The sequence below is a fragment of the Vogesella oryzae genome (assembly GCF_902829295.1).
In the GTDB taxonomy this organism is placed as follows: domain Bacteria; phylum Pseudomonadota; class Gammaproteobacteria; order Burkholderiales; family Chromobacteriaceae; genus Vogesella; species Vogesella oryzae.
The window spans coordinates 32,636-54,791 of the sequence record NZ_CADEPL010000027.1 but is presented as its reverse complement, the minus strand read 5'-3'; the positions used below and the strand labels follow the sequence as shown (position 1 = coordinate 54,791).

At 66.1% G+C, this 22,156-nt stretch carries 20 protein-coding genes; 2 read left to right on the top strand and 18 right to left on the bottom strand.

The genetic code is table 11. From position 1 onward, the window contains the following. Nucleotides 1-257: 257 nt before the first annotated feature. On the top strand, nucleotides 258-650 hold the full coding sequence (locus HU218_RS11590) for a YidB family protein (protein ID WP_174875099.1): 393 nt from the start codon (nucleotides 258-260) through the stop codon (nucleotides 648-650). A 60-nt stretch (nucleotides 651-710) separates the two neighbouring features. On the opposite strand, the gene HU218_RS11585 is transcribed toward HU218_RS11590, so the two are convergent. From HU218_RS11585 to HU218_RS11570, 5 genes are all read right to left on the bottom strand, one after another. After that, nucleotides 711-1,220, bottom strand: coding sequence for a DUF1993 domain-containing protein (locus HU218_RS11585; RefSeq protein ID WP_174875098.1), 510 nt, complete (start codon nucleotides 1,218-1,220; stop codon nucleotides 711-713). Between the two features lie 159 nt (nucleotides 1,221-1,379). Next, nucleotides 1,380-3,101: a thiamine pyrophosphate-binding protein gene (locus HU218_RS11580; RefSeq protein WP_174875097.1), complete on the bottom strand. Its 1,722-nt coding sequence runs from the start codon at nucleotides 3,099-3,101 to the stop codon at nucleotides 1,380-1,382. A 186-nt stretch (nucleotides 3,102-3,287) separates the two neighbouring features. After that, nucleotides 3,288-3,863, bottom strand: a complete 576-nt coding sequence (locus HU218_RS16935) for a (Fe-S)-binding protein (RefSeq protein WP_246211034.1) — start codon at nucleotides 3,861-3,863, stop codon at nucleotides 3,288-3,290. Continuing rightward, nucleotides 3,755-6,331, bottom strand: a complete 2,577-nt coding sequence (locus HU218_RS11575; protein WP_246211032.1) for an FAD-binding and (Fe-S)-binding domain-containing protein — start codon at nucleotides 6,329-6,331, stop codon at nucleotides 3,755-3,757. Before HU218_RS11575 ends, HU218_RS16935 begins: the two co-directional genes overlap by 109 nt. Nucleotides 6,332-6,459: 128 nt before the next feature. Then, nucleotides 6,460-7,506 carry a DUF1338 domain-containing protein gene (locus tag HU218_RS11570; RefSeq protein ID WP_174875096.1) on the bottom strand — a complete coding sequence of 349 codons (1,047 nt, stop codon included), beginning with the start codon at nucleotides 7,504-7,506 and terminating at the stop codon, nucleotides 6,460-6,462. 149 nt (nucleotides 7,507-7,655) lie between these two features. Here HU218_RS11570 and gcvA point away from each other — a divergent pair, with 149 nt between their 5' ends. Beyond that, nucleotides 7,656-8,570 carry a transcriptional regulator GcvA gene (gcvA, locus tag HU218_RS11565; protein WP_174875095.1) on the top strand — a complete coding sequence of 305 codons (915 nt, stop codon included), beginning with the start codon at nucleotides 7,656-7,658 and terminating at the stop codon, nucleotides 8,568-8,570. Nucleotides 8,571-8,618: 48 nt separating this feature from the next. Here gcvA and HU218_RS11560 read toward each other — a convergent pair whose 3' ends face one another. The 13 genes from HU218_RS11560 to adh all read right to left on the bottom strand — a co-directional run bounded on the left by HU218_RS11560 (nucleotide 8,619) and on the right by adh (nucleotide 21,972). Continuing rightward, a complete protein-coding gene (locus HU218_RS11560; protein WP_174875094.1) occupies nucleotides 8,619-8,966 on the bottom strand; it encodes a hypothetical protein in 348 nt (115 codons plus the stop codon). A 173-nt stretch (nucleotides 8,967-9,139) separates the two neighbouring features. Continuing rightward, nucleotides 9,140-9,643, bottom strand: coding sequence for a GNAT family N-acetyltransferase (locus HU218_RS11555; RefSeq protein WP_174875093.1), 504 nt, complete (start codon nucleotides 9,641-9,643; stop codon nucleotides 9,140-9,142). 523 nt (nucleotides 9,644-10,166) lie between these two features. After that, entirely contained in the window at nucleotides 10,167-11,633 is a 1,467-nt protein-coding gene (gene astD / locus HU218_RS11550; RefSeq protein WP_174875092.1) for a succinylglutamate-semialdehyde dehydrogenase, read from the bottom strand. 55 nt (nucleotides 11,634-11,688) lie between these two features. Continuing rightward, the gene (astA, locus tag HU218_RS11545; protein WP_174875091.1) at nucleotides 11,689-12,714 is read right to left on the bottom strand and encodes an arginine N-succinyltransferase; all 1,026 of its coding nucleotides are present in this window, start codon (nucleotides 12,712-12,714) and stop codon (nucleotides 11,689-11,691) included. Beyond that, on the bottom strand, nucleotides 12,714-13,754 hold the full coding sequence (locus HU218_RS11540) for an arginine N-succinyltransferase (protein WP_174875090.1): 1,041 nt from the start codon (nucleotides 13,752-13,754) through the stop codon (nucleotides 12,714-12,716). The genes astA and HU218_RS11540 overlap by 1 nt, the downstream gene beginning before the upstream one ends. Nucleotides 13,755-13,817: 63 nt before the next feature. Beyond that, the gene (locus tag HU218_RS11535; protein WP_174875089.1) at nucleotides 13,818-15,056 is read right to left on the bottom strand and encodes an aspartate aminotransferase family protein; all 1,239 of its coding nucleotides are present in this window, start codon (nucleotides 15,054-15,056) and stop codon (nucleotides 13,818-13,820) included. Between the two features lie 140 nt (nucleotides 15,057-15,196). Next, nucleotides 15,197-16,432, bottom strand: coding sequence for an MFS transporter (locus tag HU218_RS11530; protein ID WP_174875088.1), 1,236 nt, complete (start codon nucleotides 16,430-16,432; stop codon nucleotides 15,197-15,199). Nucleotides 16,433-16,465: 33 nt separating this feature from the next. Then, nucleotides 16,466-17,245 (bottom strand): ABC transporter ATP-binding protein, encoded by a 780-nt coding sequence (locus HU218_RS11525; protein WP_174875087.1) that lies wholly within the window; start codon nucleotides 17,243-17,245, stop codon nucleotides 16,466-16,468. Further along, nucleotides 17,238-18,290 carry a FecCD family ABC transporter permease gene (locus HU218_RS11520; protein WP_174875086.1) on the bottom strand — a complete coding sequence of 351 codons (1,053 nt, stop codon included), beginning with the start codon at nucleotides 18,288-18,290 and terminating at the stop codon, nucleotides 17,238-17,240. The genes HU218_RS11525 and HU218_RS11520 overlap by 8 nt, the downstream gene beginning before the upstream one ends. A 346-nt stretch (nucleotides 18,291-18,636) precedes the next feature. Further along, nucleotides 18,637-19,464 (bottom strand): substrate-binding periplasmic protein, encoded by an 828-nt coding sequence (locus HU218_RS11515; protein WP_174875085.1) that lies wholly within the window; start codon nucleotides 19,462-19,464, stop codon nucleotides 18,637-18,639. A 4-nt stretch (nucleotides 19,465-19,468) separates the two neighbouring features. Beyond that, nucleotides 19,469-19,903, bottom strand: coding sequence for a cytochrome c-550 PedF (gene pedF / locus HU218_RS11510; RefSeq protein WP_174875084.1), 435 nt, complete (start codon nucleotides 19,901-19,903; stop codon nucleotides 19,469-19,471). Next, nucleotides 19,900-20,289 carry a DUF779 domain-containing protein gene (locus HU218_RS11505; protein WP_174875083.1) on the bottom strand — a complete coding sequence of 130 codons (390 nt, stop codon included), beginning with the start codon at nucleotides 20,287-20,289 and terminating at the stop codon, nucleotides 19,900-19,902. Before HU218_RS11505 ends, pedF begins: the two co-directional genes overlap by 4 nt. 162 nt (nucleotides 20,290-20,451) lie before the next feature. Next, on the bottom strand, nucleotides 20,452-21,972 hold the full coding sequence (adh, locus tag HU218_RS11500) for an aldehyde dehydrogenase (RefSeq protein ID WP_174875082.1): 1,521 nt from the start codon (nucleotides 21,970-21,972) through the stop codon (nucleotides 20,452-20,454). Nucleotides 21,973-22,156: the final 184 nt, after the last annotated feature.

Genomic DNA, 22,156 nt, shown 5'->3' with positions numbered 1-22,156 from the left:
TATTGCGCTAACTGGCCAACACCGGTTGATATGCATCAAGCCAGCTTAAATGCCACACACATATCACCTTGCCGACGTTATGGACGCAACAGTCTCCGCATTACGGCGCTAGTCATTGCGCGAGGTAGCGCACGGCAAAAAGTCGCGGGCAGCGCACGAAAAGGCGTTGTCGCCAGCCATCCCGAAGATAAAAGCTTTGTTTGTCATACAGTTCGGGCTTTAATGGACAGATACAACCACTAACGGGAGTACACACGATGAGTCTGTTTGACCAATTGGGCGGCCTGCTGGGCGGCGACGGTAGCAACAACCTGCTGCAAAGTGCGCAGACCCTGCTTAACGACAACGGTGGCGTGTCCGGACTGGTGGAGAAATTCCAGCAGGGTGGGCTAGGCGAGATTGTCTCGTCGTGGGTCGGCACCGGCGACAACCTGGCGATCAGCGCCGAGCAGATCCAGTCGGTGCTGGGCAACGAGCAGATTGCCGGCCTGGCGGCCAAGCTGGGGCTGGACAGCAATCAGCTGGCGCAACAGGTGGCGGAACACCTGCCAACGCTGATCGACCGCCTGACGCCGAATAGCGAAGTGCCGCAAGGCAACGACCTGCTGTCGCAGGGCGCCAGCCTGCTGGGCGGGCTGTTCAAGTCCTGATCCGGCCTGGGGCAAAACACCACGGCGGCCAACAGGCCGCCGTTTTTATTGCCGCGCCGGCTAACCGCCGCCGCCCAGATAGTCCGCCTTGCCCAGCGGCACACCGTTATGGCGCAGGATGTCGTAGCCGGTGGTGAGGTGGAAGTAAAAGTTGGGCAGCACGAAAGACTGCAGATAGTCCTGGCCGCGGAAATTCAGCGTCTGGTGGGGAAACTTCAGCACGATGTCGCGCTCTTCGCTGCCGTCGAACTGCGCCGGCTGCAGGCCCTGCAGAAACAGCACCGTCTTGGCGATACGCTGCTGCAGCTCGTCAAAGCTGGTCTCGTTATCGGCAAACGCCGGGTTCTCCACCCCGGCCAGCCGTGCGCCACAGCCCTTGGCGGTATCGGCGGCTATCTGCACCTGGCGGATGAACGGAAACATATCCGGTGCCAACCGCGCCTGCAGCAACACCGCGGCATCAAATTTACGGGCCTCGGCATTCAGCAGCGCCTTGTCGAGGATGACGGACAGATTGGCCAGCCCGCGCAGCAGCGGCGGTATCGCGGCCTGATACATGGAAAGCGGCATGATGGTTCTCTCGGTAGGTGGGGCGGCCCGGGTTGGCCGCAGGAACAACTTCACCATAGCCGATCGCCCCGCCGGCGGCCGTGCTGTTGTGCCCAGCCACTGCCGATAACAAAAAAACCGGCCCGCAGGCCGGTTTTGTCACACAAGACCAGAACAACCTCAACCGCGCGCCAGCGCCGCCTGGGTGATGGTGGACAGCGTGGCGCGGGTGCTGATGATGTCCGGCGGCAGGCGGATTTCCAGCAGCGTGCCGTTGGGGCGTGCCAGTGCACGTTCCAGTGCGGCGTCGAACTCGTCGTTGCTGGCGATGCGCTCGGCGGCGTAGCCGTAGGCGCTGGCCAGCTGGCAGAAGTCCGGGTTGCCAAGCTGGGTGCCGCTGATGCGGTTGGGGTACTCGCGCTCCTGGTGCATGCGGATGGTGCCGTACACGCCGTTGTTGAGCAGCAGGATGATGGATTTGCCGCCGTGTTGCAGCGCGGTGGCCAGTTCCTGGCCGTTCATCAGGAAGTCGCCGTCGCCGGCGATGGTGAAGGCGGTGCGCCCGGTGGCGAGGTTGGCCGCAATGCCGGCCGGCACGCCGTAGCCCATGGCACCGTTGGTGGGCGCCAGCTGGGTTTTGTGGCCTTTCGCCACGCCGTGGTACTGGAAGTAGCGGTGGATCCAGCTGGCGAAATTGCCGGCGCCGTTGGTGATGACCGCATCGGCCGGCAGCTGGCGCTGCAGACTGGCGATCACGCGCGGCAGGTCGATGTCGCCGCTGATACCTTCGCTCAGCCCGGCCAGGCGCTGCGGCACCAGGTTGGCGCGATAGTCGGCGTTCCGCTGCTGGCTCCAGGCCTGCCAGCGAGGGGCAGCGGCCGGTGCCGGCAAGGCGGCCAGTGCCTGTGCGGCGGCGTTGACGCCGGACTGGATCGCCACGTCGGCCTGGTACACGCGGTCCAGTTCATCGCCCTGCGGCAGGATGTGCACCAGCTGCTGCCGGCTGCGCGGTGCCTGCAGCAGGGTATAGCCGCCGGTGGTCATTTCGCCGAGGCGGGCACCGATGGCGATGATCAGGTCGCTGTCGCGGATGCTGGCCGCCAGCGCCGGGTTGATGCCGATGCCGACGTCGCCGGCATACAGCGGGTGATGGTTGTCGAAGGTGTCCTGGAAGCGGAAGGCGTTGCCCACCGGCAGCTGCCAGCGTTCGGCAAAGGCTTGCAGCGCGGCGGCACCGTCAGCATCCCAGCCGCTACCACCGGCAATGATCAGCGGCCGTTCGGCCTGCAGCAGCAGGCGCTGCAGCGCGGCGATGCCGGCCGGATCCGGGAACGCCGTCACCGCCTCCACCCGCGGCAGCGGCTGCAGGCTGTCGGCCACCGGCTGCACCAGCATGTCTTCCGGCAACACCAGCACGACCGGGCCGGGGCGGCCGTTCATGGCGGTGGCAAAGGCGCGGCTGATGTATTCCGGGATGCGATTGGCATCGTCGATGCGTTCCACGCGCTTGGCCATGCCCTTGGTGGACGGGCCGAAATACACGCTGTAGTCCATTTCCTGAAACGCTTCGCGGTCGCGGCAATCGCTGCCCACGTCGCCTACCAGCAGCACCATGGGGGTGGAATCCTGGAACGCGGTATGCACGCCGATGCTGGCGTTGGTGGCACCGGGGCCGCGCGTCACCAGACATACGCCGGGGCGGCGCGTGAGCTTGCCGTGCGCCTCGGCCATGAAGGCGGCGCCGCCTTCGTTACGGCAGGCCACGAAGCGGATCTGCTCGCGGCTGCGATAGAAGCCGTCCAGTACCGCCAGGTAGCTTTCCCCCGGCACACCAAAGGCAATGTCCACACCTTGTGCCACCAGGCACTCCACCAGCAGATGCCCTGCCAACTTGCTGTTCATGCATTACCCCCTTGTCGGTGGTGATTGGTCATCTCGCGGCCAACCTTAGTAGCCACGCGTCGGGCGATTCGAAAATGCTCGAGGCACCCGCCTGGCAGGCCGGCTTGGCCCACCGCAAAACAGTCACGGCCGGTGGCGAAGCGCCACCGGCAAAATGCAGTACAACGGCGCTGGCAGAACCTGATGTCAGGCAGCCGGCGTCAAAGCTCTCAACAACGCGCTGGCCGGATGCGGCAGCGCCACGTCATCCATCAGCGCCACCTGGCAGCGGCAGGAATAGCCGGTCGCCAGCAGCGGGCTGTCGTCACGCTGGCCGGCCACAATGCCCTGCCAGCTCTGGCGATAGATGGTTTCCGACAGCGCGCGCTTGTCGGCCTCGTGGCCGAAAGTGCCGGCCATGCCGCAGCAGCCACTGGCACGGGTGGCGAGGTTCAGGCCACAGGCGGCGAACACCTTCTGCCAGTCGCCCGCCGCCGCCGGGGCGTTGGTTTTCTCGGTGCAGTGCGGCAGCAGGGTGAAGCATTCGCTGATGCTGGCCCGCGCGTCTGCCGGCAGCTCGGCCAGTCGGCTGGCCAGCCATTCCTGCAGCAATTGCACCTTGGGCAATTCACCTGCCAGTGCCAGCTTGGCGTATTCGCTGCGGTAGGTCAGCGTCATCGATGGGTCGATGCCCACCAGCGGCAGGCCGCTGGCCGCCAGCTGTTGCAGGCTGGCCACGTTGGCCGCAGCCACTTTTTCGAAGCGGGCGAGGAAGCCATGCACGTGCAGCGGTTTGCCATTGGCGCGGAACGGCGCCAAGAGCGGCACGAAGCCCAGCCGTTGCAGCAGCGCGAACACGTCCAGCACCAGCTGGGTTTCGAAGTAGCTGGTAAACGCGTCCTGCACCACATCACCGCGCGGGCGCGATCCGCCGTCGGCAGCGCAGCCAGCGCCTGCGGGCTGGCCACGGCCACGCCACGGCGCGCCAGTTCGGCCTGCAGGTTGATACCGGACAGCAGCGGGCTTTCCACCAGGTTAAGCCGGCGCATCAGCATGCGGCCAACCTTGCTGCCGATCACGCCGTTGTACAGCCACGGCAGGCGTGCAGCCAGTGGCAGCGCATGTTCCAGCCCGCCGATCAGATAGTCCTTGAGCGGGCGCAAGTAACGGCCGTAATACAGCTCCAGGAACTTGGCGCGGAAGCTTGGCACGTCCACTTTCACCGGGCACTGACCGACGCAGGACTTGCATGCCAGGCAGCCGTCCATCGCCTCCTTCACCTCATGCGAGAAGTCGGCATCGCCACGACGCTTGCCCAGGGTGTTGGCGATGCGCGCCGGCAGACCGGCGACAAAGCCGCGCGCGCGCAGCGCGCGGCTGGCGCTCACCGGGTCGCTACCCTGCGCGGCGAGCTGACGCAGCCACTCGCGCAGCAGCGAGGCGCGGCCTTTCGGTGAATGGCGGCGCTCGCGGGTGCCCTTCCACGACGGGCACATGGCGTCGTCCGGGTCGAAGTTGTAGCAGGCGCCGTTGCCGTTGCAGTGCAGCGCCTCGTCGTAGTGCTGGCGCACGGCGATGGGGATGGTGCGGTCCAGCTGGCCACGGGTGGTAACGCCGTCCACCTTCCACAGCCCGTCCGGCGTCGGCGCGGCGATCTTGCCGGGGTTGAGCTGGTTGTACGGGTCGAACGCCGCCTTGATCTGCTGCAGCCGCGGGTACAGCGGGCCGAAGAAGGCTGGCGCGTACTCGGAGCGCACGCCCTTGCCGTGCTCGCCCCACAGCAGGCCGTGGTATTTCTGGGTGAGCGCCACCACGCCATCGGTAATGCTGCGCACCAGGCCTTCCTGCGCCGGATCTTTCATGTCGATGGCCGGGCGCACGTGCAGCACGCCGGCATCCACATGGCCGAACATGCCGTAGCTCACGCCGTGGCTGTCCAGCAGCGCGCGGAATTCGGCGATGTAGTCGGCCAGGTGTTCCGGCGGTACCGCGGTATCTTCCACGAAGGGAATCGGCCGCCGGCTGTCGTTGACGTTGCCGAGCAGGCCCACCGATTTCTTGCGCATGCCCCAGATGCGGCCAACCGCGGCACCGCGCGCCACGGTGTGACCCTGACGGCCATGGCTATTGCCTTCGCTATCCAGCTGCGCACCAATGGCGGCCAGCGTGGCCTCCAGCGCGGCATCGCTGTCGGCGAGGAATTCCACCAGGTTGATGCCCTGCGCCGGGGTGGCGTCGTCGGGGAAGAACTCGCGCACGCCGTGCCACACGATGTCCTGGCGCGCCAGGTTCAGCACCTTGGAATCCACCGTTTCGATGGAGGCGGCGCCCAGCTGCATCAGCGCCGGCGCATCGCGCAGCGCGGCGTCGAAGCTGGCGTAGCGCACGTTCACCAGCGCGCTGGCGCGCGGGATCGGCAACACGTTCAGCTTGGCTTCGACGATGAAGCCCAGCGTGCCTTCCGAGCCGCACAGGATGTTGTTGAGGTTGAAGCGGCCGGCATCGTCGCGGATGTGCGCCAGGTCGTAGCCGGTGAGGCAGCGGTTGAGCTTGGGAAACTTCTCGGCGATCAGCGCCGCGTCCTCGCGCTGGATGTCGTCCAGCAGGCGGTGCACCGCGCCAACGCGGTCGTCGCGGCCGCTGATGGCGGCGAACTCGGCTTCGTCCAGCGGCGCGGAATGCCACAGCGTGCCGTCCAGCAGCACGGTGTCGAGCTCCAGCACGTGGTCGCGGGTCTTGCCGTACAGACAGGAGCCCTGGCCGCTGGCGTCGGTGTTGATCATGCCGCCGATGGTCGCCCGGTTGGAGGTGGACAGCTCCGGCGCGAAGAACAGCCCGTGCGCCTTCAGCGCAGTATTGAGCTGGTCTTTCACCACGCCGCCCTGTACCCGCACCCAGCGCTCTGCGGCGTTGATTTCCAGGATGCGGTTCATGTGGCGCGAGATGTCGACGATCACGCCGTGGCCCAGCGACTGGCCGTTGGTGCCGGTGCCGCCGCCACGGGCGTTGAAGCTCAGGCCCTGGAAGCGTGGCTCGCCGGCCAGGCGGGCGATGCGGATCACGTCGTCGTTATCGCGCGGGAATACCACCAGCTGCGGCAGCACCTGGTAGATGGAGTTATCGGTGGACAGCACGGTCCGGTCGGCATAAGCGTGGCTGATCTCGCCGGCAAAGCCGCGCACGGCCAGTTCGGCCGCGAAGTCGAGGTACAGCGCATCGCCTGGTGGGTGGGAATGCAGACGGGGAATCATGTGTGTTCAGGCCTATAAGGTTGGCCGCAAGCGCGGGTGAAAAAATGGCCCGCACCGGGGTGCGAGCCTAAGCAGGCGACCATGCTCGATGAGCAAAAAGGCGCCCCCCACGATTTTTAGCCCTGCGCTTAGCAGGCGGCAGCGGTCATCTTGAAGATGCCCTGCGCATTGGAGCTATCGAAGCGCAGATCCAGCTTGTTGTGGCCCGCTGCGTCGGTGTAACGGTCGCGGGTGATGAATTCGTAGAACGAGCCCGGCACGATGCGGGTCACGCGCTGGCCATCGGCGTCGATGAATTCGCGTTCCACCTGCGCTGCCTTGAACGCGGTCTGGCGTACGCGGCCGCTGGCGGAGACTTCCACCTTGTCCTTGATCGGCTGGCCCTTGGCGCGCAGTTCGTCGGCAGTGGCGAATACGTCCGGCACATGGTCGGTGGCGTGGTTGAAAGCATTGCCCTCGGTGGAGATCCACGCCATTTCGGCGGATTCCTGCAGCAGGGTGTGGTAGTCGGCCAGTGCCGGGGTGTCGTGCTGTACATCGAAGCAGCCTACCAGCTTGGGCAGCAGGCTGGCGGCGTCGGCAAACGGCAGTTCGCGGTTGTCGGCCAGCGTGGCCAGCAGCGCCTTGTCTTCAGCGGACAGCGGGTCGCGCGAGGTGGATACCACGTTGTTCACCGCGGCCTGGAAGGCCGGCGAGAACTGGTCCACGTGCAGCTCGGACACGAAGAACTGCGCCACCTGTTCCGGCGCATCCTGATGGCAGTAGGCGCGGCCAGTCATCTTCAGGCGCGGCAGCGGGTACACGTCGGCCACGGCAAAGCCCAGCGGCTCCAGCAGGCGCTTGAATGCCAGCTCGCCCTGCGGCAGCGCGCCGGTGTTGGCCGCAGCCACGGTGCGCAGCGCGCCGTGGTCGAACACTACCTGACCACCTGCGGCCAGCCTGTCTTCCACATAGCGCTTGCCTTCCGGCACCGCTTCCAGGTTCTTCGCAAACAGCAGCATGTTCATGGCCTGCGCCAGCACCAGGCGCGATACGGTGGCACCAGCCTGTTCGGCCAGCAGCACGTCTTCCACCTTGATCATGGTGAACAGGTCGGCGGCGGTTTGTTCACCGGCTACCTGTACCAGCAGTTTGTTCAGTTGGCTGCCGGCGATACTGGCGTGAGCTTGTGTCATTTGCGAATACCTTTTCCGTGGTGTGTGTTTGCAGACCATCGCGTTGTCATCTTGGCGACGGCTTGGTATGTGGCAAAGTTTCCAGCCTTTCCGCCAGTGGCTCAAGCGATGTATTCTGCTGACTTCATTCCGGAAACTCATGAACTATCATGCGCCGCACCCTTCCCTCGCTGATGGCCCTGCAGTGCTTTGAAGCTGCCGTGCGCCACCTGAGCTTTACCCGTGCCGCCGAAGAACTGAACCTGACGCAAAGCGCGGTCAGCCGGCAGATCCGCGGGCTGGAAGACTTCATCGGCCGCCCGCTGTTCGAGCGGGTCAAGCAGCGCCTGGTGCTCACCGTGGCCGGCGAGGCCTACGCCGCGGCGATACAGGACGTGCTGGACCGTGCCGAGGCCGCCACGCTGCAGCTGATGGCCTATCGCGGCGAAGGCGGCGTGCTGACCGTGGCCATGCTGCCGACCTTCGGCTCGCGCTGGCTGGTGCCGCGGCTGGTGGATTTCAGCGCGCGCTACCCGGATATCCAGCTCAATCTGGTGACCCAGGTACGGCCGTTCGATTTCGACAAGGTAGAGGCCGACGTGGCGATCCACTTCGGCCCGGCGCTGTGGCCGGGTGCCATCTGCCACCGGCTGATGGGCGAGGACATCGTGCCGGTGTGTGCCCCCGGCCTGCTGGCAAAACCGCTGGCCGACGTGCGCGAACTGCTGGACTACACCCTGCTGCAGCACACCACCCGGCCGCAGGCATGGAACGACTGGCTGTCCGCCGCCGGGCTGCAGGACATGGATGCGCAGCAGGCCAGCCTGCTGAGCGGGCCGCGCTTCGAGCATTTCTTCATGGTGATCCAGGCCGCGGTAGCAGGCCTCGGCATCGCGGTGCTGCCGCAGTTCCTGGTGGCGGAAGAGCTGGCCAGCGGCCGGCTGGTGCTGGCGCTGGACAAGCCGGTGCGCAGCCAGCACGCCTACTACCTGGTGCATCCGGCTACCCGCACCGATGTGTACAAGGTGCGCGTGTTCCGCGAATGGCTGCTGGCACAGGCGGCACTGGCGGAAAGCAACGACTGACCAGCTTGGCCGCAGGCAACTGGCGGCCAACCCTGGCGCGGCGTGCGCTCAGTGGATGAAGGTCAGGAAACTCCACGCCACCATGATGTTGGCCATCAGCGCAAACCCCACCGAAAAGCTGATACCGGACAACAGCGCCCACAGCTGGAACAGCTGGTCCCAGTCCGGCGCCAGCAGCGCCAGCTCCTTGGCCAGCTGGTGGCTGGCCAGCAGCAGCGCACAAACAATCGCCCACTTCAGCAGATAGCCCGGCAGGTATTTGCGCTGCTCGCGGTTGTAGCGATAGTTCTGCTCGCGCAGCAACTGGTCACCACGGGTGACATCGCGGAACAGCCAGTAGGGGATGAAATACAGGTACAGCAGATGCAGCAAGCCGGGTTCCGGTGTGGTGGCCATGGTCGTGTCTCCAGCGGGTGCAAGACAGCTGGCACCGCCTTGCCGCGGTAGTCCGTCTTTGCGGCGGCCACCTTGCTCACACTATAGACACGACTCACCACCACCATGCGACAAGTGGCGCCAGAAAACCGCGGCCACTACGCCGGCAACCCGCCGCTACCGCCGCGGCAAGTTCACGCCTTGAGCAGCAACGCCATCTCGTGCCAGACGTGGCCACCGTAGGCGGAGGCGGACGGCTGCACATAGCCAAAACCGAAGCGCTCATACAGCGCGATGTGCTGCTCGCGGCACACCAGCAGGATGCTGTGCTTGCCCAGCCGGCGCATGCGCAGGATGAAATTGTGCAGCAGGATCGCGGCCAACCCCTGGCCCTGGAAATCCGGGTGCACTACCACCGACATGATCACGCAGTGACGACCGTCCGGGTGATGGCCCACCAGCTCCTTGAACGCGCTATCCGACAGCGCCACCTGGTCGGCGCAGCCGGAGTTGATGAAGCCGGCGATGCGGCCGTCAATCTCCAGCAGCATGAAGCCCTCGGGATACTGGCGGATGCGCAGCGCGATCTTCTCCAGCGTGGCGGCTTCGTCGCCTTCGTAGGCGCTGGTTTCGATGGCGTAGCAGGCGTCGGCATCGGCTGGCGTCGGGGTGCGCAGGGTGTAGTGCGGTAGCAGCATGGTGGTTATCGATCGGCAGGCAAAGACGGCAGCATAGCGGTTGGCGGGTGGTAGAGGTAGGGCTATGGCGGTCGATACCATCGTGGCAGCCGCCGATACAGCATGCGGCCAACGCGGCGAGGCGCCAGATTGCCCTACGGGGAGCGCCGGTCAAAATGGTATTCGCCAGGTTTTAAGACGGCAGCTGAGCCGTTTGACGTTAGCAAACGGCGAATTGCCGGCGCCTGGCGAATGCCTTTTTGGCCGGGGTTTCGCGGACCATTAGGGCGAGCGGGGTCGCCAGGGGGTGGCGGCACGCCCCCTGGCCCGTCCGCCGGGCGGAACCGGCGACTTCAAACAGCATCCGCGCAGCGGATACAAAACCATACGCGGTAACCGTTGGGCCTCGCTACGCTCGATGCCAACTTACATGTGGCAGGGAGATCCGCCGTTATGACCGGATGCCAGCAAGATTAGCCGCACACGGTTCGCAATGAAAAAAGGCCCGCACGCGGCGGGCCCAAGCAGGAGCAACTATCAACAATCAGAAAGTCATGCCCGGCGACAGCTGGGCCGGCAGCGCCAGGCTGCCTGCTTCCACCGACGCCATCGGGTAGGCGCAGTAGTCGGCGGCGTAGAACGCGCCCGGGCGGTGGTTGCCGGACAGGCCGGTACCACCGAACGGTGCCGCGGACGAGGCGCCGTTGGTCGGTTTGTTCCAGTTCACCACGCCCGCGCGGATGTCCTGGTTGAAGCGCTGCCACAGCGCTGCGTCGTCGGCCAGCAGCGCGGCGGACAGGCCGTACTGGGTGTTGTTGGCGATCTGCAGCGCTTCGTCGAAGTCGTGGTAACGGATGATCTGGCTCAGCGGGCCGAAGTATTCCTCGTCCGGCAGCTGGCCGGCGATGTCAGTCACGTCCAGGATGGCCGGGGTCACGAAGGCCTTGCCGTCTTCCAGCTGGCGCATGGCCAGGATGGACTTGGCGCCCATGGCCAGCAGCTTGTCCTGTGCGGCCAACATGCCCTGCGCGGCCTTCAGCGACACCATGGCGCCCATGAACGGCTGCTGCTCGGCATCGTATTCGCCGATGGTGAGCTTGGCAGCCACTTCGGCAAAGCGGGCGATGAAGCGGTCGCCGAACTCGCCGTGCGGCACCAGCAGGCGGCGCGCACAGGTGCAGCGCTGGCCTGCCGACAGGAAAGACGACTGGATGGCGTGGTGCACGGCGCCGTCCAGGTTGTCGACTTCCGCCACCACCATCGGGTTGTTGCCACCCATTTCCAGCGCCAGCATGAAGCCCGGACGGCCGGCAAACTGTTTGTGCAGCGCCACGCCGGTGGCGGAGCTGCCGGTGAACAGCAGGCCGTCCAGTTGCGGATGCTGTGCCAGGGCGATACCGGTATCGCGCTCGCCTTGCAGCAGGTTGATCACACCAGCCGGTGCGCCGGCCTTTTCCCACAGCTTGATGGTCAGCTCGGCCACCAGCGGGGTGAGTTCGGACGGCTTGAACAGGATGGTGTTGCCGGCGATCAGCGCCGGCACGATGTGGCCGTTCGGCAGGTGGCCGGGGAAGTTGTACGGGCCGTACACCGCCAGCACGCCGTGCGGACGGTGACGCAGCACGGTGGTGTCGCCGGCCAGTTCGCCGCGCTTTTCACCGGTACGCTCGTTGTAGGAGCGGATGGAGATGTCGATCTTGCCCACCATGGCGGCCACTTCCTGGCGCGATTCCCACAGCGGCTTGCCGGTTTCCACGCCGATGGCGCGGGCCATTTCTTCCTTGTGCTCGCCCAGCACTTCGCCAAAGCGGCGCACCAGCGCGATGCGCTCGTCCAGCGAGCGGCGGCGCCAGTCGTCAAAGGCACGGCGCGCGGCGGCGAAGGCGGCGTCGATGTCGGCGGCGGAGGCCGAGTGGCCTTCCCATACCGGCTGGCCGTTGGCCGGGTTGAGCGAGACGAAGGAGGCACCGTGACCGCTGGTCCAGGCACCGTCGATGAAGAGTTGGCTCATGGTTGTGTTCCTGTCTGTTGGCCGGCGGTCGTGACCGCCGGCGTGTGTATTCGGTTTATTTGGCAGGGTTCTGCAACATCACGCGCACTTTGTCGCCGGCTTTCACCTGCAACGCACGCGCCTGCTCGGCGGTGAGGTTCACCACGCCGTCCACCACGTTGGCCGCCGCCAGAATCACGCGGAAATCGGCCAGCTCGCCGTTGGCCACCAGCTGACGCGGTGCGTCGGCGGCAGCTTCGGCCACGATTTCCACCTGGCACAGGCCGCTGTCGCGCATCACGCGCAGGTCGTCGATGCGCGCTTCCAGCACCGGGCCGCCTTCGAAAATGTCAACGTGCTGTTCCAGACGCAGGCCTTCCACTTCCAGCAGCCGGCGTGCCGGTTCGGTTTCCTTGTGCACCTTGCCGATGCAGTCGCGGGCATCCTGCGGCAGGAAGTCGATGTACACCGGGTAACGCGGCATCAGCTCGGCGAGGAAGGATTTCTTGCCCAGCGCCACCAGGCGGTCGGCCTCGTGGAAGTCGATGCGGTAGAAGTGCGCACCCAGCGCCTTCCAGAACGGCGATTCGCCGTTTTCATCGAAGTAGCCGCGCATCTCGGCACAGATACGCTCGGCAAAACGCTCGCGGAACTGGCCGATGAACATGAAGCGCGCCTTGGACAGCAGCGAGCCGTTGCCGTTGACGCGGAAATCCGGGTCGAGGAACAGTGTGCACAGCTCGGAATAGCCGGTGAGGCCGTGCGACATGTGCAGCTTGTCCATGCGCGTCCACAGCCCCAGCTCGCGGCTGGCGTGCACGAAGGTATCCATGCGGTAGGTCCAGAACGCCTGGTCCAGGCCCACGGCCACTTCGATACCGCACACCCCCACCACTTTGCCGCTGGTAGTGTCTTCCAGCACGAACAGATAGCCCTGTTCCGGCAGCTCGGCGCTGCCGGCAATGGTGCGCTGTACGCGCTGCAGGCGCGCGCCCTGTGCATCCGGATCGGGTTTCAGGGTGGTGAGACCGGGGCCAGCCTTGTGGCCCAGTTGTACCAGCGCGTCGACATCGTCCGGCCGGCTCATACGCAATACGAACATCAGCGGGCCCCTTCGCTATTCAGCGGGACGCAACGCACGGCGTCGCCATCCACGATTTCCAGTGCATCCGCCACGTCGGATGGCAGGATCACTTCGTCGCCCATCAGCGGCGGCAGATCCACCAGCAGGCAGCGGAAGTCGGCGGTCAGCGTGTTGCTGACCAGGTGCGGCACGGTATCGCCCACCACCTCGCCACGGCGGGCGGTGTGCAGGCGGCTGAAGCGTACCGAGCGGCAGACATCCAGCTGCGCGGTGAGCACCGGGCCGGCGTCGAACAGGTCGACAAAATGATCCGGCTCCAGCCCTTCGGCCAGGTGGCAGCGGTAGTTGATGCGCGCGCCGCTGTGCGGTTCGCCCATCACGCGCTGCGCTTCTTCGGCGATCAGCGGCACGTACAGCGGGTCAACCTGCATCATCTCGGCGATGAAGGTGCGGCTGCGGCCACCGGAGGCCAGCTCCATCTCGGCAAAGTCGCGACGGAAGAATTTGTAGCCGACGGCATCCCAGAACGGCGAACGACCGTTGTCGTCGGTGACGCCCGGCAGCACCGAGAAGATCTCGTTGTTGAAGCGTTCGCGGTGCTGGGCGATGAACATCATGCGCGCGCGGGACAGCAGCTGCGGCAGCGCCATGCCACGACCCAGCGCGGCTTCGTCGTAGTAGAAACCGGTAAGGCGGGTGCGGCCGGTCAGCTCGTGCGAGGTCACCAGCGCGTGCACGCGGTGGTTCACCTTCAGCTCGCGCGACGCATGCACCAGCACTTCGTTGCGGAAGGCGTAGAACGGCTCGGAGAAGCCGGCCACCGCCATGATGCCGGCGGTGCCGTGCAGCTGGCCGCTGGCGGTGTCCTCCAGCACGAACAGATAGCTTTCCTCGCCGGGGCAATCGACCTCAGCGCGCAAGGCATGCACGGAATCATTCACGCGCTGTTGCAGGCGCTCGCGGTCTGGCGGCAGGGAGTGCAGGACCGGGCCATCGGAGCGCGCCATGCGCTCGATCTGCGGCAGGTCGGACAGCTTGCTGGGACGGACAAGAAGCATGGATCTTCCTCTGTAGCAAAAGGCGGCGGCGGGACATGGCCGCCGCCGCGTGTCACATCACAATCAGGCCGGCTGCGCTTCTTTGGCGGCGGTAGCGGCAACCAGTTCGGCGATGGCCGCTTCCAGACGGTTCAGGCCTTCCTGAATGTCGGCTTCGGCGATGATCAGCGACGGTACGATACGCAGCACGTTGGTGCCGGCTACCAGCACCAGCAGGCCGTGCTTGGCGGCGGCGTTGACGATGTCCTTGGCCTTGTTCACGAACTCGCCCTGCAGCTCGGCGCCCATCAGCAGGCCCATGCCGCGGACTTCCTTGAAGATGCCGTACTTGGCATTGATGCGCTCCAGGCCGGCCTTGATCAGGTCATGGCGCTGCTGCACGCCACCCAGCACGGCCGGGGTGTTGATCAGTTCCAGTACCTTGTCGGCCACCACGCAAGCCATCGGGTTGCCACCGTAGGTGGAACCGTGGGTGCCCACCACGAAGGAGGCGGCAACCTTGTTGCTGGTCAGCATGGCGGCAACCGGGAAACCGTTACCCAGCGCCTTGGCGCTGGTCAGGATGTCCGGGGTCACGCCGTAAGCCTGGTAGGCGTACAGCGCGCCGGAGCGGCCAACACCGATCTGCACTTCGTCGAAAATCAGCAGCGCGTTGTGCTTGTCGCACAGCTCGCGCAGCTTCTGCAGGTAGGCCTTGGTGGCCGGCAGCACGCCGCCCTCGCCCTGTACCGGCTCCACGATCACCGCGCAGGTGCCGGCGTTGATGGCAGCCTCGGCGGCTGCCAGGTTGTTGAATTCGATGTGGTTCAGGTCACCCGGCAGCGGGGCGAAGCCTTCGGTGTACTTCGGCTGACCGCCGACCGACACGGTGAACAGGGTACGGCCGTGGAAGGCCTGCTTGCAGGACACGATGCCGGTCTTGCTGCCACCGAAATGGTCAAAGGCGTAACGACGGGCCAGCTTCAGCGCGGCTTCGTTGGCTTCGGCGCCGGAGTTGCAGAAGAACACCTTCTCGGCAAACGTGGTTTCGGTCAGGCGACGGGCCAGGCGCAGTGCCGGCTCGTTGGTGAAGGTATTGGACAGGTGCCACAGGCGGTCTACCTGCTCGTGCAGTACCTTGGTGAGTTCCGGGTGCAGATGGCCGAGGCTGGTCACGGCGATACCGCTGGCGAAGTCGATGTATTCCTTGCCCTGCTGGTCCCACAGGCGGGAACCTTCACCCTTGACCGGTACGAACGCGGCCGGGGCGTAGTTGGGAACCATTACTTCATCAAAGGTTTGGCGGGTAACAGGAGCGGACATCTGGAAATCCTTCGTCTGGCGTTGAGATGGAGCCATTCTAGGGACGCCGGTCAAATTTTCCGTCCAGAAACAAGACATGCAGTTGCCTGTTTGGGCCAGCTTTTCACGATTGCGGCCAACGTTGGCCGCCATACCGCAGCTTAGGCGGCAGCGTGCTGCGCGCCGCTTGCCGCCTCTTGCCGTAACTGGCGGTACAGCAGGCCACCGGCCAGACAACCGGCCAGCGCCAGCAGCAGCCACACCGGCAACGGCGGCACGCTGCCGGCCGGGCCCAGCGCCGCGCCGATCAGCACATTGCCGAGCAGCGCCACGCAGCCGCCGGCGCTGGCCTGAAAGCCGTAATAACTGCCCAGCGCCTGCTGCCCGGCGTAGTGCGGCAGGTGGGCGGCAAACAGCGGGTAACACAGGATGGAGCCGAGCGAGAACAGCACCGCCATGCCCAGTACCGCCACCACCGGCCAGGCGGCCAACAGCGGCAGCAGCAGATAACTGCCGCCCATCAGCGCCAGTCCCAGCCCCATGCCGGCCGCCGCGCCCAGCCGGCGCTGCACCAGCCGGCTGGCCGGCAGTTGCAGGCAGACGCCGATCAGCGCGGTGACGGTAAACAGGCTGCCCAGCAGACCGCCGGCATGGCGGTGGCTGTCGATATAGGCGGGCACCGCCAGATACAGCTGGTGGAACAGCAGCGAATAGCAGCAGGACAGCGCGCAAAAGCGCAGGAACGGCGGGTTGTGCAGCAGCGCGCGCCATTGCTGCCAGACTGCCGGCTGCTGGCGTCGGGCGCGGGGCAGCTCGGCCGGCAGCAAGCGCCACTGCAGCACGGCCAGCAGCAGGAATACCGCGCCCGACACCAGCCCGGTAATGCGGTAGCTGACGCTGCCCAGCAGCATGCCGGCCAGCGGCCCCAGCAACATGCCGGCCTCGCTGGCCAGATTGTGTAAGGCAAACGCCTGCTGCCGCTGCGCCGCATCGCGGCATTCGCCGGCCAGATACGCCTGGGCACACGGCGTGAACAGCGCACCGGCAAAGCCGGTGAGAAAGGCCGCCAGCAACAGCAACGGCAACTGCGCCGCCCAGCCCAGCAGGGCAAAACCGGCACTGCGCACCAGACAGCCGACGATGATGGCCGGGCGGTAGCCGATGCGATCGCCCAGCGTGCCGCCGAGCAGGAACAAACCCTGCTGGCTGAACACGCGCATGCCCATCACCAGCCCGGCCGCCCAGCCGGCCATGCCCAGCGTGCCGCCCAGATGCTGTGCCAGGAACGGCATCATCATGTAGAAGCCGAGATTGAACGCCAGGCCATTGAGCACCAGCAGACGCGCCGCCGGGCTGAGCGCGCGCCAGGCGGCGCGGCTAGCGGCCAGCGTCGCCATCGGCGTTTCCGGCAGGTGACAAGGTTGGCCGCATCATGCCGGCAGGCTTTCCGGGCGCAGGGTGCGGATAAACGGGCTGCCGTCGCGATCGTGAAGGATGTCCACCGGCACGCGGTACAGCCGGCTGATCAGCTCTGGCGTCAGCACCTCGGCCGGCGGGCCGAAGGCCTGCAGCTCGCCGCCGGCCAGCACGATCAGCTGGTCGGCGTACTGCGCGGCCAGATTGAGGTCATGCAGCACCACCAGGCTGATCCAGCCCTTGGCGCGGGTCTGCCGGTGCAGGTGTTCCATCAGCTGCATCTGGTGCTGCAGGTCCAGCGCGCTGACCGGCTCGTCCAGCAGCATGATCTGCGGGTCACGCAGCAGCACCTGGGCAAACAGCACCATCTGCCGTTGGCCGCCGCTGAGCGAGTACATCGGCCGGTCCGCCAGCTGCGCGATGCCCAGGGCCTGCAAGGCGCCCAGCGCCGCCAGGATGTCGTCGTCCGACAGCCGCATGCCGAGGCTATCCAGCCGGCCCAGTACCACCACTTCCAGCACGCTCAGATCCAGCTCCAGCTGGATGTTTTGCGGCATGTAGCCGAAACGGCGCCGCCAGCGCGCCAGCTGCAGCCGCGACAGCGTTTCGCCGCCGTGGCGGATGCTGCCAGCTTGCGGCGTCAGCTCGCCGAACAGCGCGCGCAGCAGGCTGGTCTTGCCGGTGCCGTTGGGGCCGATCAGTACGTGCAGCTGCCCCGGCTGCAACTGCAGGTCGAGGTTGCGCACCAGCGGCTGCTGGCCGATGTGCAGGCTAAGTTGTTGCAGTTCAAGCACGCTTGCGCCCCTTTCCCAGAATCAGCCAGATAAAGAACGGCACGCCGATGATGGCGGTGACGATGCCGATGGGGAACAGCGCCCCCGGCAGGATGGATTTGGACAACACCGACGACACCGACAGCATCAGCGCGCCACACAGCGCCGACAGCGGAATCAGGAAGCGCTGGTCCTCGCCGATCAGCATGCGCGCGATGTGCGGCGCCACCAGCCCGATAAAGCCGATGATGCCGACGAAGCTGATGGCGGTGGCCGTCATCAGCGCCACCAGCAGCAGCGTCTTCAGCCGCAGGCGCGTCACGTCCACCCCCAGGCTGCGGGCACGCGCCTCGCCCAGGCGCAGGCAGGTCAGCTTCCAGGCGTCGCGGTACAGCAGCACGGCACACAAGGCAGTGACACCGGCAGTGATGGCCAGCGTGTCCCAGGTGGTGCGCATCAGGCTGCCGAACAGCCAGAACACGATCTGGGTGGTGAGGTCCGGCGAGGACAGGAACTGCAGCAGCGACAGCAGCGACTGGAACAGGAACAGCATGGCGATGCCGGCCAGAATGATGGTCTGGCTGCTGACATGCTGCAGCAGCGCCAGCCCGAACAGCAGCGCGGCGGCCAACATGCAGCACACAAAGGCGCCGAGCGGGATGGCGATCAGCGGCGACAGGCCAAAGCCGCCGCTGACCAGCGCCAGCGCGGCGCCAAAACCGGCGGCAGCGGCGAGACCAAGGGTGAACGGGCTGGCCAGCGGGTTATCCAGCAGCGTCTGCGTCTGCGCCCCGCCCAGCCCCAGCGCCGCGCCGACCACCAGCGCCATCAGCGCGATGGGCAGGCGCATGTCCATCACGATGGCCTGGGTCATGCTGTCGGCGTGGCCCGGCGCCAGCAGGGTGGTGAGCACATCGCGCAGCGGCAGCAGCGACGGGCCGGTAGCCACGTCCAGCAGCAGGCTGACGCCGATCAGCAGCACGAAAATCAACAGATAGCGCCAGCGGCGCTGCTCGCGCGCGCGCTGACGTGCCAGGGCGCCGTGCAGCGCCATTGTGTCCAGCATCGGGAATCCTTCAATGACAACAGGCTGGACACAGCCAGCCTGGCAGCAGCGCGAAATCGCGCGTAATGGTGACGACGCCGTAGGCGCCGGCTGCGAAGCGCGGCGTCGTCGGTGGCCGCTGGCGGCATCGCGGGACAAGGCCGCGGCGCGCGGCTGCCGCCATCCAGCCATGCCGCTCGCAGCAACCGTCGCCGCGCACCGGCGGCAACAAAACGGCCGTTAATTTATTACGAATTATTCTTGTTATCAACAATTTCCGCCCGCACAACAGCCTGCCCCCACTGCCGGGCACCCACCGGCCACCCGCCCGCCCGACATTCCCGAGCCGGCTAGCATCGGGTAGCGCTCAGTGTTCGTCGGCCGGACGGAAGCTGGTGTGGTAACGCTGGAAGATCGCCGCCAGCTGGCCGCTGCCTCGCAGCTCGGCCAGGATGTCGCCCACCGCCCACGCCAGATCGCGCAGGGTTTCCTTGGTGGCCATGCCTACTTCCCAGCTGGCCTTGAGCAGGCCCGGGGTCTGCGGCTGGCCCAGCTGCCAGTCGCTGCCGTGCAGCTGCCATTCCAGCTCGCTCCGGGTGCCGAAGCTGGCGTCGGCGCGGCCGTCGCGCAGCGCGGCGCAGGCGGCGGCCGGGTCCGCATAGTGTTGCAGCTGGTCGCGCAGGCGGCCGGCTTGCAAGGCCGACAGATACAGGTCGGCGAGGCTGTCGTTTTCCACCGCGATACGCTGCTGGCCGATCTGCCAGGCGGTGGCCGGCACGCTGTGGCCGGCCCACGCCAGCTGTTCGCGGTAGTAGGCGCCGAACAGCACGGCGTTGCCGTTGCGCTGCGCCAGCGCGGCATCGAACGGCACATGCAGCATCAGGTCGGCGGTGCCGCCGCCCAGATAGTGGCCTTTCCATACCGCGTTGCGCAGGTCGCCATCGACATCGTCCGCCGGGGTGATCGGCATGAAGTTCACCGACAGCCCCAGCTTGCTGCCGATGGCGCGCGCCAGCTCGACATCGATGCCGGCCAGCTCGCCATTGCGGATGAAGGAGAACGGCGCAAAGTCGCGGTACACCGCCACCCGCAGCACGCCGCCGGCTTTCAGCTCGTCCAGGCTGGCGGCACGGGCGGCCGGCACGGCAAGCAGCGGGGCCAGCAGCAGCGCGGCCAACAGCTGACGGCGGCGCATGGCTTTACTCCTGATGCACGGTGTCGAGCCAGGAACGGATCGCCCAGGCGGCTTCCTGCGACAGGATGCCCTCGAACGGCGGCATATAGGTCACGCCGTTGCGGATCGAGCCATTGCGGAAGCGGCCTTGCAGGATGGCATCGCCTTCCTCGCCCGCTGGCAGCATGCGCAGGTCCGGCGCGATGCCGCCGGAGATGGCGTCGATGCCGTGGCAGCGCGCACAGTTCTGCGCGAAGGCGGAATGGCCGATGCGGATGGCCTCCGGGTTGCCGCGGTAGGGATTGACGTCGCGCCACTCCGTGCCCAGTTTTTCCAGGTTGCCGGTATCCACCGGCTGCGGGGTCACATTGCCGTGGGCAGCGGCCAGGCCGGACAGGGTGAGGCTGCCGGAACAGACCAGCAGGGTCAGGGTGAGCAGGCGGCGGGTGACGGCTTTCATGGGGTGTTTCCTTGCGCTGTGGTGGTGGGGGTTTTGGCCAGTTCGGCCAGTTCTGCATCGCTGAACAGGCGCGAGCGGGTGATGAAGCGCACGCCTTCCGGCGCCTCCACCGAGAAGCTCGAGCCACGACCGGCCACCAGGTCGATCGTCAGGTGGGTGTGTTGCCAGTATTCGTACTGGAAGGCGCTCATATAGAACGGGGCGCCGGCGATCTCGCCCAGCAGTACGTCCTGTCCGCCGAGATGGAACTCGCCTTGCGGGTAACACATCGGGGCGCTGCCATCGCAGCAGCCGCCGGACTGGTGGAACATCAGCGGGCCATGCCGTACGGTGAGCATGCGTACCATGTCGGCGGCAGCGGGGGTGATATCGACGCGGCTGACCATGCGAGTCTCCCGTGGCACGGCAGCGGGGTGCCGTGTGTCATGTGATGGATGAACAAGGTTGGCCGCAGCGGGCCGCAGACAACAAAGCCGGCGACGGTGCCGCCGGCTTTGTCGCTGCCGGCAGCCGCAGCGGCGGGGCCGCTGTGGCTGCAAGCGACCGGCTTAGAAGAAGCCCAGCGCGTTGGGGCTGTAGCTCACCAGCAGGTTCTTGGTCTGCTGATAGTGGTCCAGCATCATCTTGTGGGTTTCGCGGCCGATACCGGACTTCTTGTAGCCACCGAACGCGGCGTGTGCCGGGTACAGGTGGTAGCAGTTGGTCCATACGCGGCCGGCCTTGATGCCGCGGCCCATGCGGTAGGCCAGCGAACCGTCGCGGGTCCACACCCCGGCGCCGAGGCCGAAGCTGGTGTCGTTGGCCAGTTGCAGCGCTTCCTCGCGGGTCTTGAAGGTGGTTACCGCCACCACCGGCCCGAAGATTTCTTCCTGGAACACGCGCATCTTGTTGTGGCCGGCCAGGATGGTCGGTTCCACGTAGTAGCCACCGGCCAGCTCGCCACCCAGTTCGGCACGGCGGCCACCGGTCAGCACCTCGGCACCTTCCTGACGGCCGATGTCGATGTAGGACAGGATCTTGTCCAGCTGCTCGGCGGAAGCCTGGGCACCGATCATGGTGCTCATGTCGTACGGGTTGCCCTGCTTGATGGCTTTCACGCGGGCCACGGCGCGCTCGATGAAGGCGTCGTAGATGGATTCCTGGATCAGCGCGCGGCTCGGGCAGGTACACACTTCACCCTGGTTCAGCGCGAACATGGCGAAGCCTTCCAGTGCCTTGTCGAAGAACTCGTCGTCGGCATTCATCACGTCTTCGAAGAAGATATTCGGCGACTTGCCGCCCAGCTCCAGCGTGACCGGAATGATGTTTTCGGAGGCGTACTGCATGATCAGGCGGCCGGTGCTGGTTTCACCGGTAAATGCCACCTTGTTGATGCGGGTGTTGGTGGCCAGCGGCTTGCCGGCTTCCAGGCCGAAACCGTTCACCACGTTCAGCACGCCCGGCGGGATCAGGTCGCCGATCAACTCCATCAGCACCATGATGGCCATCGGGGTCTGCTCGGCCGGCTTCAGTACCACGCAGTTGCCGGCGCCCAGCGCCGGGGCCAGTTTCCACGCCGCCATCAGCAACGGGAAGTTCCACGGAATGATCTGGCCGACCACGCCCAGCGGCTCGTGGAAGTGATAGGCGATGGTGTTCTCATCAATCTCGCTCAGGCTGCCTTCCTGGGCCCGCACGCAGCCGGCGAAGTAGCGGAAGTGGTCGATGGCCAGCGGGATGTCGGCGGCGTTGGTTTCCCGCAGCGGTTTGCCGTTGTCGGCGGTTTCCACGGCGGCGATGAACGGCGCGTATTGTTCCAGACGGTCGGCGATACGCAGCAGCACGTTGGCGCGCTCGGTCGGCGAGCTGCGGCCCCAGCGGTCGGCGGCATTGTGCGCGGCGTCCAGCGCCAGCTCGATGTCTTCGGCGGTGGAGCGGGCGATTTCACACAGCGGCTGGCCGGTTACCGGGCTCAGGTTGGTGAAGTACTGGCCGCGTACCGGGGCCACCCACTTGCCGCCGATAAAGTTGTCGTACTGGCTACGCAGCGGGATGGTGTTCTGGATAGCGTTCAGGGTCTGTTGCAGCATGATTTTCCTCCGGGTTCTGGTGACGTGCCGGCAATGCGATCAGTGGCCTGGCAGTGATTGCATTGTGCGAATCGGAACGCGGTTCGACCATGCTACTTTGGTCGCAGATGCAGGCAGGACAAGGCCTGGCGAGGAGGAGGGGGCAACGGGTTGCGGCCAACCCGTTGCCGGAAGCGTGCGCCGG

Bases quoted from the DNA above. Each gene is read 5' to 3' on its own strand.
- HU218_RS11590 (WP_174875099.1), top strand. From the start codon at position 258: ATGAGTCTGTTTGACCAATTGGGCGGCCTGCTGGGCGGCGACGGTAGC.
- HU218_RS11585 (WP_174875098.1), bottom strand. From the start codon at position 1,220: ATGCCGCTTTCCATGTATCAGGCCGCGATACCGCCGCTGCTGCGCGGG.
- HU218_RS11580 (WP_174875097.1), bottom strand. From the start codon at position 3,101: ATGAACAGCAAGTTGGCAGGGCATCTGCTGGTGGAGTGCCTGGTGGCA.
- HU218_RS11575 (WP_246211032.1), bottom strand. From the start codon at position 6,331: ATGATTCCCCGTCTGCATTCCCACCCACCAGGCGATGCGCTGTACCTC.
- HU218_RS11570 (WP_174875096.1), bottom strand. From the start codon at position 7,506: ATGACACAAGCTCACGCCAGTATCGCCGGCAGCCAACTGAACAAACTG.
- gcvA (WP_174875095.1), top strand. From the start codon at position 7,656: ATGCGCCGCACCCTTCCCTCGCTGATGGCCCTGCAGTGCTTTGAAGCT.
- HU218_RS11560 (WP_174875094.1), bottom strand. From the start codon at position 8,966: ATGGCCACCACACCGGAACCCGGCTTGCTGCATCTGCTGTACCTGTAT.
- HU218_RS11555 (WP_174875093.1), bottom strand. From the start codon at position 9,643: ATGCTGCTACCGCACTACACCCTGCGCACCCCGACGCCAGCCGATGCC.
- astD (WP_174875092.1), bottom strand. From the start codon at position 11,633: ATGAGCCAACTCTTCATCGACGGTGCCTGGACCAGCGGTCACGGTGCC.
- astA (WP_174875091.1), bottom strand. From the start codon at position 12,714: ATGTTCGTATTGCGTATGAGCCGGCCGGACGATGTCGACGCGCTGGTA.
- HU218_RS11540 (WP_174875090.1), bottom strand. From the start codon at position 13,754: ATGCTTCTTGTCCGTCCCAGCAAGCTGTCCGACCTGCCGCAGATCGAG.
- HU218_RS11535 (WP_174875089.1), bottom strand. From the start codon at position 15,056: ATGTCCGCTCCTGTTACCCGCCAAACCTTTGATGAAGTAATGGTTCCC.
- HU218_RS11530 (WP_174875088.1), bottom strand. From the start codon at position 16,432: ATGGCGACGCTGGCCGCTAGCCGCGCCGCCTGGCGCGCGCTCAGCCCG.
- HU218_RS11520 (WP_174875086.1), bottom strand. From the start codon at position 18,290: ATGCTGGACACAATGGCGCTGCACGGCGCCCTGGCACGTCAGCGCGCG.
- HU218_RS11515 (WP_174875085.1), bottom strand. From the start codon at position 19,464: ATGCGCCGCCGTCAGCTGTTGGCCGCGCTGCTGCTGGCCCCGCTGCTT.
- pedF (WP_174875084.1), bottom strand. From the start codon at position 19,903: ATGAAAGCCGTCACCCGCCGCCTGCTCACCCTGACCCTGCTGGTCTGT.
- HU218_RS11505 (WP_174875083.1), bottom strand. From the start codon at position 20,289: ATGGTCAGCCGCGTCGATATCACCCCCGCTGCCGCCGACATGGTACGC.
- adh (WP_174875082.1), bottom strand. From the start codon at position 21,972: ATGCTGCAACAGACCCTGAACGCTATCCAGAACACCATCCCGCTGCGT.